Raw genomic sequence first — 15,763 nt, 5'->3', positions numbered from 1 at the left:
GAAAAACTGGCTCAGGTGACATTAAATTTTCTTCTCGTAAACAGATGCCAGTTCATCGCAACAAGTGCGAAGAAAATCATGACACCGCCAATAATCATGTAAACCCGAAACGGTTCATTTAATACAACGACACCGAGCAACACAGAGACGAATGGAATTAAAAAGGTAACAAACGTCGCATAAACTGGACCGCCGTTTTCAATTAATTGATAAAAAATAACATATCCAAGCCCGGAACTTAAAAATCCAAGAATCGCTACTGGGATGAGAATATCCCAAGAACCAAGAAGTAAAAACACTTCCGGTTGGATGAATATCGTCGGAATGCCATTAATAATCATACCGAACAATAATGTATAAAAACCTAATACGAACGGCGAAATTCCCTGGAAATACCGTCCGGCTATAATCGAATTTGTCGCATAACAAAGCGTACACGTTAGCATTAAACCAACACTGAAAAAGCCAAATGCATCTACTTGGAGTGTGTCGAGAAATAAAATGATCAATGCAAGCATCCCAAGCACAAGACTGACGAGTTGGTTGGCAAGCGGTTTAACTTTTAAAAAAATCAATGATAGCACAAACGTGAAAATCGATGTGAATGAATTCAAAATACCACTTACCGAGCTATGTAAAGAGACTAATGAAAATGCCATCAACATCCAAGGAATTCCTGCCGCGAGACTTAGAGAACTGACAAACGTAAACGTCAATTTTCGTTTAATTGAAATTCGCTTGAAATAAAGAATCGGCCCCAACATAATAAGGCCAAATAAACAACGAATAAAAATAAGACTGACCGGGTGAAGGTCTTCAACGAGAATCTTCGTAAATAAAAACGAAGATCCCCATAACAAGCTGAGCAGCAATAAAAGTGAAACACTGATAACTGATTTGTTTTTAATCATTTTCTACCTGTTCCAAAAAATAATTCATTGACAGAAGTTTAGGCTGCGCCCCTTTAACACTGACCGTATACCCGGCTACCAATGTCGCAAGCTTCATCGCTTGTTTAATTGTCAACCCATCACTCAATGCTGTCACCAATGCTGCATTATAGGCATCACCCGCGCCTGTCGTATCAACGACTTCTACTTTTTTTGCTTCCAAATAAAAGCTTTCCTCTTTAGTAACCAATAACGAACCTTGCCGGCCTAATGTGACGACAATCTCACCAACACCTTCATCCAAAAGCATTTTCGCAGCCGCTTCTGCATGCTCCAAATCATGGACAGGCAGACCGGACAAACCAGCTAATTCGGTTTCATTCGGCGTCAATAAATCGACTTGACGAAGGGCTTCTCGTGAAATCTCATTAGCTGGCGCTGGGTTCAACACAACTTTCTTACCAAGTGTTTTCGCTTGTTCAATCGCATATTCAACGGTTTCAATCGGTATTTCGAGCTGCATTAAAACAATATCACATGCTTCGATCAATGAACGATGACGATCGATATCTGCTTTCGACACTTGGTAGTTTGCCCCTGGAACGAGCACGATTGAGTTTTCACCAGCTTCATTTACTTGAATCATCGCAATTCCCGTTTGTCCTTCTTTGGAGATTCCAGATGTTTCAATGCCCAGCTCATCGTAGTTTGTCAAAATCGCTTCGCCAAACTCATCCGCACCGACACTTCCGATGAAAGAAACATTCGCACCTAAGTGACGGCAAGCAACCGCTTGGTTAGAACCTTTTCCACCGAAATTTGTCGTATAGGAAGTGCTAGATGTCGTTTCTCCAGGTTTCACGATATCTTTCACACTTAAAACCAAATCCATATTAATGCTCCCAATCACAAGAACATTCATGAGATTCCCTCCTTTCGATTTAAAACTTCTGCAATGTCTCGTCAAACAAGTCCCAGAACCGATCCACATCTAATGCATCAGCAAAATAAACATTCGGCTCCTTACCTGTCGTTTCCAATAAATCTACACACGTCATTCCGTATGTAAACTCACCCTTTGTTTCAATATCAACGTGAACATGCTTGAACGTAAACAAGCTAGGGTCAATCAAATAAGCAATCGTACAAGCATCATGGACCGGTCCACCATCGAAATCAAAAACTTCTTTATATGTGTGAATGAAGAAATCTAAAAGTTCCACTACAAAATCAGCTACATCGTTGTTAATTGTCTGAAGACGCTTCGTAACCTCTTTCGTTGCTAACGCCTGATGTGTCACATCCAAGCCAAACATCCGAATCGGAACTCCGCTCTCGTAAACGACTTTAGCCGCTTCCGCATCTACCCAAATATTAAACTCTGCTGCCGGCGTCCAGTTTCCAAATGTGCCTCCACCCATTAAAACAATCTCACTGATTTTCGGAATGATTTTTGGCTCTTTAATCATTGCTAAAGCGATATTCGTAAGCGGGCCAGTCGGTACAAGCTTAATGTCTCCGTCTGACTCGAGCAATTTTTCAATAATGAAATCAACCGCATGCTGATCGATTGGATTAAGTGTCGGTTCTTCAGGTAGTTCAGGTCCATCCAATCCAGATTCACCATGAATGGATTCAGCTACCGAAAGTGGCTTCGTGAGCGCACGATTGGCTCCGATGGCAACCGGCACATTTAATCCAACCAAGTCACAAATATTCAACGCATTTTTCGTTGTTTTTTCTACGCTGACATTCCCGCCGACCGTTGTAATGCCGACAATGTCAACCTTCTCGTGTAACGTTGCTAAAATAATTGAAATCGCATCATCATGACCTGGATCACAATCCAAGATGACTTTTTCTTTTGATGTCATGAAAACCACCCCTTGATTTTATCTACTGTTTGTTCATTCAGTATATAAGGTTGCTGTCAAAAGCACAATTCCCACACAAAAATCGACGATGAAGTTCATCGAATAAAGACCATTTGCAAGGCATATGATTTCAATGGATGAAAATATTTTGCGAAGAAAGGTGATTCAGTGGATAAGGATAAAGATCGCCAATCAAATAGCCGAGATGCAAAACAAGAACAGTTGAATAAATACAAGCACAAAAATACAGGTCCGGGTAAGAAAATGACCGATGAAAGTGGCAAAAAAATATCAAATGACGAACAAACACTTCGAGCTGGCAAACGCGGGCCGACTTTACTGCAGGATTTCCATTTTTATAAAAAACAAACGCATTTCAACCGGGAACGTATTCCTGAAAAAGTCGTTCATGCTAGAGGGTTTGGTGTATACGGAGAATTTGAAACATACAAATCATTGAAACATTTAACGAAAATGCATTTTTTGCAAGAAGCCGGCTGTAAAACACCTGTCTTTGTCCGTTTTTCAAACTTTATCGGCAGCAAAGGTTCAAAAGATACAGCAATTGATATTCGCGGCTTTGCGACAAAATTTTACACGCAAGAAGGAAACTATGACATGCTCGCCCTGCAATTCCCTGTATTTATTTTAGCCGATGCAATGAAATTTATGGATGTGACACATGCGGCCAAGCCAAATCCAAAAACCCATGTCCCTCAAGCGACGACTGCTCATGATAGCTTTTGGGATTATGTTGCGAACAATCAAGAATCCGCTCATATGGTCATGTGGCTCATGTCGATGCGCGGACGACCGAGAAGCTGGCGCATGATGGACGGCTGGCCAATCAATACATTCCGATTCATTAACGAAGAGGGCAAGCAGACATTCGTCAGGTTTAAATGGATTCCTCGTCTTGGAGTACATTCGTTGTTATTGGATGAAGCCAATATTATAGGCGGTGTCGACCCGGATTATCACCGGCATGACTTAATCGAAGCGATTGAAAAAGGTGCCTACCCCGAATATGACTTAGGCATTCAATTAATCGAGGAGGAAAAACAGTTCGATTATGACTTTGACATTCTCGATGATACAAAGTTATGGCCGGAAGAAGTCATTCCCGTAGAAAAAGTCGGCAAGCTCACATTAAATCGATTAGTTGATAATTTTTTCGCCGAAGAAGAGCAGTCTGTATTCGATCCTAGTAATCTTGTTCCAGGAATTGATTTTACAAATGATCCAGTTCTTCAAGGAAGAGCGATTGCCTACCGAGATACCGAACTGTACCGACAGCACTCTGCCAATATCGAAGACATCCCTGTCAACAAACCGATTGTCCCGAAACATTATAATTTAAGAGACAGCTATCAAAGACACCGCATTGATGTGGATGAAGTAGATTATCATAATAATTCTCTTGCTGGCAACACGCCGTCCGAATCCTCCTGGGAAGAAGGCGGTTATGTACATTATCCTGAGAAAGTCGATGGCCACGTCACGCGCGAAGTTCCTAGCAAATCGTTTGAAGATTTCTTTTCTCAAGCTCGATTTTTCTGGAATAGCTTATCACCAGTCGAAAAGCAAGATCTCGTCGACACGTTTATTTTTCATCTTACGAACGTTGAGAGTAAATCGGTACGCGAACAAAATATCGAAATGTGGGCAAATGTCGACCAAGGTATGGCAACAAAGATCGCCGAAGCAATTGGTGTCCATCCACCGAAGAAATCACACGTCCCTGTTACCGGTAGTTCGCCTGCAATCAGTCAAGCGAACACACCGCACTATGCTTACACCCAAAAAGTCGCAATCCTAATCGGCAATGGATTTAACTGCGATGAAGTCCGGTACGTGACCGACTTATTTGAACAGCACGGTGTCTTCTTTGATGTGATCGGTGAAACATTAAACCCGGCAGTCGGTTCGGATGGAACGAAAATCAAAGTGAACGAAACATTATCAACCACTTATCCCGTCTTATATGACGCACTTTATGTTGTCGGCGGTGAAGCGAATAACCAAGGAAAATTCAACCAAGAGATTATGCATTACGTCAACGAAGCCTATCGCAGATACAAACCAATCGGAGTCGCAATCGGCGCTGACTATTACATTCAAGCAACCGAACAAAACAACCTCGCTGGTGTCGTCTTTGCTGAAAACAACCTCGACTTCGGGGAAGATTTTATTTCAGCTATTGCACAGCAGCGGTTTTGGAATCGGACATAGAAGAAAAGACAAGACCCAGTTTTTGGGTCCTGTCTTTTTTCATCATGAGACTTTTGTATTTATGCGACCTTGGTCAGAATATATATACCCACTTGGCAAGGAAATGTGCCAATGTCACTGGGATATGCACCCTTTTGTGAAATTTATACGACCAGTTCGAATTTTTATGTGACCACATCAAAATAATATGTTCCCTGCTTATTTTTTGTAGATTCAATGAAGCACTTACAGGATTTATGCGACCTACATCTGAAAATATGTGCCATCTCGACATGAATATATGCCGACATGATGCAGTTATGCGACCTTTCTTAAGATTTATGCGACCTTCGCAGAAATATATGGGACCAACTTTGAAATATATGAGCCCCGTGATAAGTTCTCACCTCGTATCATTCCACTTCAACATACTCAGCCAAAAAGTCGACGAGATGCATAGCTTCCATGTGATCGGACACTCCGGCTTTCTCGATACCGAGCTTCATTTGTAGAAGACACCCTGGATTCGATGTCAGTAAAAATTGAGCTTCGGTCGCTTTGACATCTTCCATTTTCGAATCGAGTATGCGCATCGACATTTCTGTATGAATTAAATTATAAATTCCTGCCGAGCCACAGCATTGGTTAGCTGTTGGTAATTCCACGTAAGTTGCTCCATCGATCGATTGCATGATTTCTCGTGGTTCGTCGACAACTCGATTGACGTTTCGTAAATGACAGGAGTCTTGATACGTAATAACGGCTTGGCGACCGTTTTTTAATTTCAACGAACGTCCGGTTATACCTAATTTTTCAATTAACGTGGATATATCAATTGTTTTCTCGGAAAAAGCCTTAGCTTTTTCCAACAACGCTGGATGATCTTTCAGTAAATGATCATACTCGGATAAAAAGGCTCCGCAACCTCCTGCGTTGTTGACAATATAATCAACATCTTGTGCAAGGAAGGCTTCGATATTTTGAATCGCATTTTCACGTGCCATATCAAGTTCGCCGCTATGTCCTTGTAATGCACCACAGCATACTTGGTTCTCCGGCACCCAAACATCACAACCTAATTGTTGCAATAGCTTAACTGTTGACTGATTCGTTTGTGAGAAAATCGTATCCATCATACAACCCGTGAAAAATGCAACCTTTGTCGTTTTTTTCGTGCTTTCGTACGTATGGCCTTTTTTAATCTTGCTTTTATCAATGATGGGCAAAATTGCTTCCATATCTTTCATGATCGATGGTAATAATGATAGAACTCCCGTTTTGCGCGTTAACGCTTGAATGCCTGACTTCTGGTAAAACCGGATTAATCCTGTCGTCCGCTCCATTGTCCGTTGGTTTTTAAATAAATGTTTGAAAGCACCATGACGAGCTACTTTTTCTGTCATCGACTGTTTTTTCTCCCGTTGAATGACATTGCGAGCACTTTCCAATAATGATCCATACTCGACACCCGCTGGACAAGCAGGTTCACAAGCACGGCAACCTAAACATAAATCAAGCGATTCCTCAATCGAGTCATCAAACGGTATCATTCCATCGCGGACAGCTTTCATCAAGGCGATTCGTCCGCGTGGTGATTGGGTTTCATCAAAATTCGAATGCAAATAAGTCGGACAAGCTGGCAAGCAAAATCCACAACGCATGCAATCGAGCAGCTTCTCTTCTTCCACTTCCTGCTGGAAGCCTTCTTGGATCCGAACGTGCAATTGGGCTTCAGCCATTATGGACCACCACCCGTTTTCTCGTAGACTTCGCAAACATCTTTCCAGGATTCATCATATTATTCGGATCGATTGCCTGCTTGATACTTTGCATGATAGCCAGTCCGCTCGGGCCGACTTTCCACTCCAAATAGGAAGATTTCATTTCACCAACACCGTGCTCACCGGTAATCGTTCCTCCCATGTTCACGGCTGTTTCGAAAATCTCCGCAAACGCATCTTCCACACGTTTCATTTCTTCTTCGTTTCGCGCGTCCGTCACGGCGGTTGGGTGCAAGTTTCCATCACCCGCATGACCGAACGTATGAATCCGAACGTCATATTTCTCAGCAATCCGAATAATTTCACGAACCATCGGCGCAATTTCGGAACGCGGAACCGTCGCGTCTTCAAGCATCGTCGTTGGCGTCAGTTGCGCCAAGCAAGACAGTGCATCCTTACGAGCGCGGCGTAAATCTTCTGCTTCCTGTTCATTTTTCGCCTTGGAAATTTCTCTCGCTCCGTATTCTTCGCAGATTGTTAACACAGTTGCCATATCAGAAGCGACAATCTCTTCTGGTCCATCCTGCTCGATTAACAAAATCGCTTCCGCATCGAGCGGCAATCCAATTTGTTTGTAACCTTCCACGACTTGAATTGTCCCCTGGTCCATAAATTCGAGTGTGGCCGGGATAATTTTGGCAGCGATTATTGCCGATACTGTCTCGGCTGCTTTTTCCAATGAATCAAATACGGCTAATAACGTTTGATTATGGTTTGGCTTCGGAACGAGTTTCAGCGTCGCTTCCGTTACGATTCCAAGTGTACCTTCTGAACCGACCATCAAGCTCGTTAAATCATATCCCGCAACATCCTTCGCTAGTTTTCCACCAGTACGAATCACTTCTCCATTCGGCAAGACGACTTCGAGTGCCAACACATAATCTTTCGTCACACCGTATTTCAAGCCACGTAACCCACCTGAATTTTCGCTAATATTACCGCCGAGCGTTGAAATTTTCCCAGAGCTTGGGTCTGGCGGATAAAACAATCCCTTATCTTCTACGAATGCATGCAGTTCGTCTGTAATTACGCCCGGCTGAACGGTCACCGTCAAATTCTCTTCATCGAGCTCAAGAATGTGATTCATATGACGAAATAAAAGAACGACACCGCCCTTTGTCGGAGTCGTACCTGCAGCCAAATTCGTTCCCGATCCACGCGGAACAATTGGGATCTCATGTTTTTGACAAAGCTTTACAATCCCGGATACTTCCTCTGTATTCCGAGGGGAGACGACCAAGTCCGGCAACGCTTGAAAATTCGCTGTCGCATCATATGAATAAGCGAGCTTCGTAGCGCTTGAATGCTGGACATTTTCTTTCCCGCATAACTGTTCAAATTCTTGAATGATTGCTGGAGATAACATGTAATCTCTCCTTTAAAATGAGTACGTAATAAACCCAAATATCCCCTGATTATTCATACAACGAACGGATCACTTGCCGTGTCGAATCCAAGTATTCGATTGTTTCATCGAACGTTTGCGAAGCGACGCACATAAATAAAATATCGATGACATGAAGTTGTGCCAACCGAGAGGATGTTGCACCGCTTCGGAAGTTCGCTTCTTTTGTCGCTGAAGTAAATAGATTAATATCGGCCAACCGAGCGACGGGTGAGTCACCATACTTCGTTAAACTGATCGTCTTCATCCCCGAACGCTTGGCAATTTCTAATGATTTAATGACTTCGTTCGTTTCCCCTGAGAAAGAAATAGCCATGAATGTATCTTCGGCTGTCCCGTTAGCGATTGTCGTAGCAGCCATATGTAAATCCGAAAAGACAATTGCATTTCGGTTAATTCGTAAAAACTTTTGTTGAGCATCATAAGCTGCAATACTAGAAGCACCGACACCATACAAATGAATATTTCGGCTACTCATGATGACCTCAACAGCTTTCTTCAATTGATCGACATCCAGCAAATCTGCCGTCTCTTGAATCGTTTGTTTACTAATTGTCGTCACCTTATGCAAAATGGAATCAATCGATTCATCACGATTAATATCTCGTTCTTCCAACGGTTCTTGACGTTGCAGGTCACCCGCGATTCGTAATTTTAAATCTTGAAATCCTTTTAACTTCAATGATTTGCACATGCGGATGACGGCTGCACTACTAGTCCCACTCTTTTTCCCGAGATCTGTCACCGTCATAGAAACCGTTTCCTGAGGATGTTCTAAAATATATTGGGCAATTTTCTTCTCCGAATTCGGTAGCTTTTCCATCATTTCTTTCACAATCAGTAGCCCTGAATTCATCAGCATCCCTTTCCTTTATCAGCTATTTTTTTCATCATACAAATGACATGCAACCCAATGGTCATCTTTTACTTCTTGAAAAACTGGGTTTTCAGACACACAACGATCATGGGCAGAAGGGCATCTCAATCGAAACGGACAGCCTGATGGTGGGTTAGAAGGATCCGGAACATCCCCTTGCAAAATAATCCGTTCTTTTTTCTCAGACGTCGATAGGTTCGGAATCGCTGACAATAGAGCTTGGGTATACGGATGTAAAGGCTCATTATAAAGATCTTCTGTCTTAGCTAATTCCATCATTTGTCCTAAATACATGACACCTACACGATCGCTTAAGTGTTTCACAACGTTCAAGTCATGTGAAATGAAAATATACGTTAATTCGAATTCTTCCTGCAAGTCTATTAGTAGATTTAAAATCTGTGATTGCACAGAAACATCTAAAGCCGAAACTGCTTCATCAAGAATGACCAGCTTCGGGTGAACGATCAACGCTCGTGCAATACTGATTCGCTGTCGCTGCCCGCCACTGAATTCATGTGGAAATCTAGTTAAATGCTTTTCTGATAAGCCAACACGTTCAACCATTTCCTTCGCTTTTTCAGTCGCTTCTTTTTTTGTACATAAATTATGTGTCAGTAACGGTTCGACTACTAACTCTTGGACCGTCATTCGTGGATTCAATGAGCTATAAGGATCTTGGAAAATGAGTTGAAAGTCTTTCCGCTTTTTCCGAAATTCCCGCTTTTTAATGTCATAAAGATTTTCGCCATTGAACCAAACTTCTCCTTCCGTCGGTTCCAACAAACGCAAAATTGTTCGACCTGCTGTTGACTTTCCACAACCACTTTCACCAACAATTGAGAACGTTTCATTTTCTTTAATGGAAAAAGAAATGCCGTCAACTGCTTTGACGTAGCCTTGAGTTGTTTTAAAAACTCCCCCTTTGATCGGGAAATGCTTTTTTAAATTTTTCACTTCCAAAACAACTGGCTGATTACTCATTCGGATTTGCCTCCTCATCATGAAGCCAACACTTACTCGTTTGATCAGACCCTACTTGAAAGGCTGGCGGCTCTTCGTTGAAACATTTTTCAAAAGCGAATGGGCATCGTGTGGCAAACCGGCATCCAAGCTCTTGATATTCATCTGGCGTCGGAACATTACCTGGAATGGAATAAAGCTTTTCAGAACGGTCCCCTAATGTTTTAATCGATTTCAATAACCCTTGTGTATACGGATGTTGCGGATTATCGAACACATTTTTAACGGTCGATTCTTCCACTACCTGACCTGCATACATAACAGCAACCCGGTCACACGTCTCTAAAATAACACCTAGATCATGTGTAATCATTAAAATCGAAGTGCCGTGTTCATCCGTTAAATCGTTCATCAAATCGAGTATTTGTGCTTGAATCGTAACATCGAGTGCTGTTGTCGGTTCGTCGGCAATTAACAGTTTCGGTTCTGTGACCAATGCCATCGCAATCATTACCCGTTGTCGCATGCCTCCAGATAATTGGTGCGGGTAATCATTCATTATTTTTTCAGGTCGTGAAATACCAACACTCGTCAGCATGGCAATTGCTTTTTCACGCATTTCTTTTTTGCTCATTTTGCGGTGATATCTTAACACTTCTATGATTTGGTATTCAATCGTATAAAGCGGATCTAGCGCTGTCATCGGCTCTTGGAAGATCATCGCAATGTCTTCACCGCGAACGTTACGCATTTCCTTTTTGCTCAAATGATTCAGCACTTTTTCTTCGTCAGTTCGCAAAATAATTTCGCCTTGCCCAATTGATAGGTTATCTGATAATAGATTCATCACTGCCAAGGAAGTCAAGCTTTTTCCGCTGCCTGATTCACCGACAATGCCATACTTCATTTTTCGGTCAATCTTTAAATTAATATTTTTAATAATGTTAAATGATTTTCGTTTCGACTGAAAATCAATGGAAACATCTTTTAGCTCCAATAAACTTTCCACGCTAACTCCCCCTTATGGAAAGAACCTTTTCAAATGCCTGTGGTTGTGTGTAACTCAGCTTGCCCATAATGACTTCATGGTCAGCATTCGTAAATTCACTGATAGTATTGGTTTCTCCGAGCAAGAAATGATAGCCAAATAGTACAAAGGCCGCAGCTTCCTTCGCATCACTCGAGATCCCAAATTCATCAATTGTTGTGACACGCTGATCTGGTAAGTACTCTTGCAAATATCGAAGAAGCGTTTCATTATGTCCGCCTCCTCCAGAAACAATGACTTCATCAAGTGGTTTATTTGCTGATAAAATGAAGTCCTTATAGCTTTTCGCAATTGTTTTCGCCGTCCATGCCGTCACACTAGCAACGAGGTCATCAGCTGATAGATCCAGCTCTTTTGCTCGCTTCATGACGCCATCGACATAAGCTTTGCCGAACACTTCACGGCCGGTCGTTTTCGGTGGTTTCCGCGAGAAATATTCATGATCCATCAATTCCTCCACAAATTGGCTATTCTCTTGCCCTTTCGCTGCCCATTGACCATTTTTGTCATACGTTAATGTTTTCTCTGACAATCGATAAACCACTTCATCAATCACCATGTTGCCAGGCCCTGTATCAAACGAAGTCAGTTGTTGGTCATCACCACGACCTAAATACGTCACATTTCCAATTCCACCAATGTTTTGCAACGCACGTGATTTCTTTTCATCTTTGAAAAATACGTAATCCAAAAAGGATACAAGTGGCGCACCTTGCCCACCTGCTGCCATATCTGCAGTTCGGAAATCACCGACTACTGGCAAGCCGGTTCGTTCAGATATAACCGAAATATCACCGATTTGCAAGGTACTCTTTGGTTGAAATTTAGTTGAACCTTCATCAGGTAAATGATAAATTGTTTGACCATGACTACTTACAAAATCAATATCTGTCAACGAATAATCTGACTGTTCGATGAGCTGTAAAACCGCTTCGCTGAATTTTTCCGCCAAATAAAAATTCATCGCTGTAATATCATCTACGCGAGCAGTATGCTCATCACATAAAGCCATAATTTTTTGTTTTTCGTCATCCGTATAAGCGACGCTATAAGCATGCAGTACTTCTAGCTCTGTTTCGAACCCAGTACCATTGACCCGACAAAGGACCGCATCAATTCCATCCAAGGAAGTACCTGACATCAAACCGATTCCTAACTTCGACATGTTTTTCATCCTTTTTTAGAAAATTATTGTTTTAACTTCGGATCGAGTAAATCTCGTAAACTATCACCTAATAAGTTAAAACAGAAAATCGTAATGATGATTGCCGTTACCGGGAATGCCATCATCCACGGCGCAACTTCCATATAAGAGCGACTTTCGTTCAACATGACACCCCAAGAAGGATCTGGAGGTTGAACACCTAAGCCTAAGAAACTTAAGCCGGCTTCTGTTAAAATAGCCCCTGACAATGCGAGCGTAATTTGTACGATGAACGGTGCCATCACGTTCGGTGCAATATGCTTTACGATTATTTTCGTATTGCTCACACCGACCGCTTCCGCATTCGTAATGTACTCATTTTCTTTAACCGTCAGCACCGCTGAGCGAATCAAGCGGGTGAAAACAGGGGTAAACACAATCCCAATGGCAATCATCGTGTTCGTTAAGCTTGGCCCTAAAACAGCTACAATCGTCAAAGCTAATAGAATATCCGGAAAAGCGAAAAAGACATCCATGATCCGCATAATAATTTGATCGATTTTCCCTTGAAAGAAACCAGCCAATAAGCCGAACAACAAACCAAAAAATGCCCCGATTCCAACAGCGATCAAGCCGACTTGTAAAGAAACTTGCGCACCATAAACGACACGGGAAAAAATATCACGACCGAATTCATCGGTACCGAAAAGGAACTGAGAACTCGGACCTTCCATTGTGTGCATCGTGTGCATTTTATCAGGCGCATAAGGCGCAATAATCGGTGCGAAAACAGCTAACAAGACAACAAGCAATACACCGATTAGACCGACGAGCCCCACTTTATCTTCTATTATTTTTCGTGTAAAATCTCTCATTCGAATCCCACTTTCTTCATACTCATCTATGCTAGACTATTTGTACGATATTCTCGGATCTAAATAAGAATAGAGTAAGTCAACAAGCAAATTAATCATGACGAAAACAAAAGCAATAAATAAAATAGCACCTTGCACAACGGTAAAGTCACGCTGGTTAATACCGGTTAACACCATCTGCCCTAATCCAGGCAATGAGAAAATCTGTTCAATGATGACCGTTCCACCGAGCAAAACACCAATTTGCATTCCGATAATTGTTAAAATTGGAATCAATGCATTTTTAAACGCATGGTTGAAGATGACCACTCGTTCCCTTACGCCTTTTGCGCGAATGGTACGAATGAAGTCTTGTCGCAATATTTCCAAAATGGATGAACGGGTCATACGCATGACTGCTCCAGCCATTCCTGTTCCGAGTACAAATGCCGGCAAGAAAAGAATTTGTAAGTTCGTTAATGGATCTTCAAAGAATCCAACATACCCAACTGGTGGACTGTAATTAAAGCTAAGTGATAGAACTAAGATCAAAATCGTTGCCAATGCAAAGTTTGGAACAGATACACCTAATAAAGAAATAACCCGAACGGAAAAATCTGTTTTTGTATTTCGTTTCACTCCAGCAATGATGCCGAGAGGGATGGCAATAATCCATGAAATGAAGGCTGCTAATATGGTCAATTCAAATGTAATCGCAAAGCGGCTTAAAATTTCCGGTAAAATTTCTGCACCAGTTCGCATGGATACACCAAAATCCCCGACAAGCACACCGGACATCCATGTGAAATATTGTTCATACAATGGCATATTGAGCCCAAATTTATCTCGTAATGCGGCTAATGATTCGTCTGTAGCGCTAGTTCCGAGAATCGTTTGCGCAACATCTCCCGGGATGACTCGAAGCGTAAAAAAAATAACAATCGAGACACCAAATAACACTGGAATAATCATAAGTAGCCTTCTAATTATATATGCGTACATGAATCTCACCCTTATGTAGAAAGATGAGGCTGCTTATTGATAAGCAGCCTCTCATTCTTTTTTAACTCGAGACAATCAATTAAAATCGAATTGCCCAGTCAATTGAATAATGAACTTACTTCTTTGTTGTTTCTACAATATATTCTGAGTTGTGTGGGTATGGTTGATAGTTTTCAACAGAGTCCCTTACAGCAACAAAGTTTTTCGGAGAAACTAAGAATAAGTTTGGAGACTTCTCCAATAGATGATTTTGAGCTTTCACATATATTTCTTTACGTTCCGCATCATCAATTGTTGTTTTACCATTTGTAACAATCTCATCATACTCTTCATCCGAATAGCCCCAAACGTTTGCGGAACCTTCTGAATTAAAGAAGTAGTTCATTGCACGGTCTGGATCACTTCCAGAACCATTTCTTCCGACAAGAACATCTGCTGAAGTATTTTTCCAAATATCGATATACTCGCCCCATTCAACTTGCTTAATGGATGCATCAACACCGATTTCTGCCCACTGCTGCTGTAGAATCTGAGCTGTATCAATCATGTCAGCATACGTAGAAGCCGCTGTAATTTCGATTTCAAAACCGTCACCATAGTCCGCTTCTTCCAATAACTGACGTGCCTGGTCTAGATCATTTGAATAAAGCTCATGCTCTTTCACATCAATCGACCAATCACCCATGGAAGGTGCAATCGGACCACTCACTGTCGCTTGACCATTCCATACGATATCTGCAATGGCTTCACGATTTGTTGCAAGACTTAATGCTTGGCGGACCTTTTCGTTACTTAAAATCTCATGATTCATATCGAAGCCAACGTAGCTATATTCCAATGATTGATAATCCATTACATTGACGTTCTCTTCGCTTTCCAAAAGCTCAGCTGATTGTGCGGTAACAGTTGTCATATCGACTTCACCTGTGCGTACTGCTGATAATCTTGAAGCTTCTTCAACCATTGTGTAGTATTCCAACTTATCTACTGCTGGCTGTCCTTCAACATAGTAATCTTCGTTTTTGGTGAGTGTTACACGGTTATCTGGAACCCATTCTTCTAATTTGAATGGCCCTGAACCAACTGCAACCTGTTGCAAGTCTCCATTTTCTTCAACGACTTTTTGACTGACAATGGCTGCACTCGAGTTTGTAAGGTTCGTTAACAGCGTTGCATCCGGACTTGCTAAGTGGAACGTCACTTCGTAAGTGTCTGTTGCTTCCATGCTGTCAATCGAACTTAGATAAGAAGCAATATGTGAACCTGTTTCTTCATCTAAAATACGTTCAAAACTATAAATGACATCTTCTGCTGTCACTTCATCTCCATTGTGGAATTTGACACCTTCTCTTAATTGGAAAACAAGTGTCGTATCATCTTTCCAGTCCCATTCTTTCGCAAAATCTGAAGCAATTTCCATGTTTTCATCGAAACGTACTAACGTACTATAAATCTTTGAATAGACTCGAACGGATGAATGTGCTGGCGTAATATGTGGATCAAGTCCTGCTGGTTCTTGATCATTTGCAATCTTTAACACTTGCTCACCAGAAGAATCTTCTTCATTACTTTCTTCAGATTCTGTATTCGTATCTTCCGTGTTCTCATTATCTGTTTCACCGGAAGTTTCACCCTCGTTTCCTCCACAAGCCACAAGCACCATCATGAATGTAATCGCAAACAAAGCCAAAAGAATTTTGTTATTTTTCAAGGT

General features: G+C 41.7%; 13 protein-coding genes. 1 reads left to right on the top strand and 12 read right to left on the bottom strand.

Annotated elements, in window-relative coordinates; translation table 11 throughout:
* Window positions 1–11: 11 nt before the first annotated feature.
* Genes KC820_RS00560 through KC820_RS00550 form a run of 3 tightly spaced genes read right to left on the bottom strand, consistent with a single transcriptional unit; the run spans window position 12 to window position 2,764 of the window.
* The gene (locus KC820_RS00560) at window positions 12–911 is read right to left on the bottom strand and encodes a DMT family transporter (RefSeq protein ID WP_212367140.1); all 900 of its coding nucleotides are present in this window, start codon (window positions 909–911) and stop codon (window positions 12–14) included.
* Complete coding sequence (gene rbsK, locus KC820_RS00555; protein ID WP_212367139.1) at window positions 904–1,812, bottom strand: ribokinase; 909 nt, start codon at window positions 1,810–1,812, stop codon at window positions 904–906. The genes KC820_RS00560 and rbsK overlap by 8 nt, the downstream gene beginning before the upstream one ends.
* A 19-nt stretch (window positions 1,813–1,831) precedes the next feature.
* The gene (locus KC820_RS00550) at window positions 1,832–2,764 is read right to left on the bottom strand and encodes a nucleoside hydrolase (protein ID WP_144089616.1); all 933 of its coding nucleotides are present in this window, start codon (window positions 2,762–2,764) and stop codon (window positions 1,832–1,834) included.
* A 168-nt stretch (window positions 2,765–2,932) separates the two neighbouring features.
* On the opposite strand from KC820_RS00550, the gene KC820_RS00545 reads away from it, so the two are divergent.
* A complete protein-coding gene (locus KC820_RS00545; protein WP_336511000.1) occupies window positions 2,933–4,996 on the top strand; it encodes a catalase in 2,064 nt (687 codons plus the stop codon).
* Between the two features lie 392 nt (window positions 4,997–5,388).
* Here KC820_RS00545 and KC820_RS00540 read toward each other — a convergent pair whose 3' ends face one another.
* The 9 genes from KC820_RS00540 to KC820_RS00500 form a co-directional block, all read right to left on the bottom strand.
* Window positions 5,389–6,714 (bottom strand): (Fe-S)-binding protein, encoded by a 1,326-nt coding sequence (locus tag KC820_RS00540; protein WP_212367138.1) that lies wholly within the window; start codon window positions 6,712–6,714, stop codon window positions 5,389–5,391.
* The gene (gene glcD, locus KC820_RS00535) at window positions 6,707–8,122 is read right to left on the bottom strand and encodes a glycolate oxidase subunit GlcD (RefSeq protein ID WP_212367137.1); all 1,416 of its coding nucleotides are present in this window, start codon (window positions 8,120–8,122) and stop codon (window positions 6,707–6,709) included. Before glcD ends, KC820_RS00540 begins: the two co-directional genes overlap by 8 nt.
* A gap of 49 nt (window positions 8,123–8,171) precedes the next feature.
* The gene (locus KC820_RS00530) at window positions 8,172–9,017 is read right to left on the bottom strand and encodes a MurR/RpiR family transcriptional regulator (protein ID WP_212367136.1); all 846 of its coding nucleotides are present in this window, start codon (window positions 9,015–9,017) and stop codon (window positions 8,172–8,174) included.
* An 18-nt stretch (window positions 9,018–9,035) separates the two neighbouring features.
* On the bottom strand, window positions 9,036–10,022 hold the full coding sequence (locus KC820_RS00525; protein ID WP_236782448.1) for an ABC transporter ATP-binding protein: 987 nt from the start codon (window positions 10,020–10,022) through the stop codon (window positions 9,036–9,038).
* The gene (locus KC820_RS00520; protein ID WP_212367135.1) at window positions 10,015–11,010 is read right to left on the bottom strand and encodes an ABC transporter ATP-binding protein; all 996 of its coding nucleotides are present in this window, start codon (window positions 11,008–11,010) and stop codon (window positions 10,015–10,017) included. Before KC820_RS00520 ends, KC820_RS00525 begins: the two co-directional genes overlap by 8 nt.
* Window position 11,011: 1 nt before the next feature.
* Complete coding sequence (locus tag KC820_RS00515) at window positions 11,012–12,214, bottom strand: anhydro-N-acetylmuramic acid kinase (protein ID WP_212367134.1); 1,203 nt, start codon at window positions 12,212–12,214, stop codon at window positions 11,012–11,014.
* Between the two features lie 23 nt (window positions 12,215–12,237).
* Entirely contained in the window at window positions 12,238–13,068 is an 831-nt protein-coding gene (locus KC820_RS00510; RefSeq protein WP_212367126.1) for an ABC transporter permease, read from the bottom strand.
* Between the two features lie 36 nt (window positions 13,069–13,104).
* Window positions 13,105–14,049, bottom strand: a complete 945-nt coding sequence (locus tag KC820_RS00505; protein WP_212367118.1) for an ABC transporter permease — start codon at window positions 14,047–14,049, stop codon at window positions 13,105–13,107.
* A gap of 115 nt (window positions 14,050–14,164) precedes the next feature.
* A complete protein-coding gene (locus KC820_RS00500; protein WP_212367116.1) occupies window positions 14,165–15,760 on the bottom strand; it encodes an ABC transporter substrate-binding protein in 1,596 nt (531 codons plus the stop codon).
* Between the last annotated feature and the right edge of the window lie 3 nt (window positions 15,761–15,763).

Source organism: Allobacillus saliphilus (genome assembly GCF_018138385.1).
GTDB lineage: Bacteria > Bacillota > Bacilli > Bacillales > Alkalibacillaceae > Allobacillus > Allobacillus saliphilus.
This window is presented reverse-complemented; position numbering and strand designations above follow the sequence as displayed.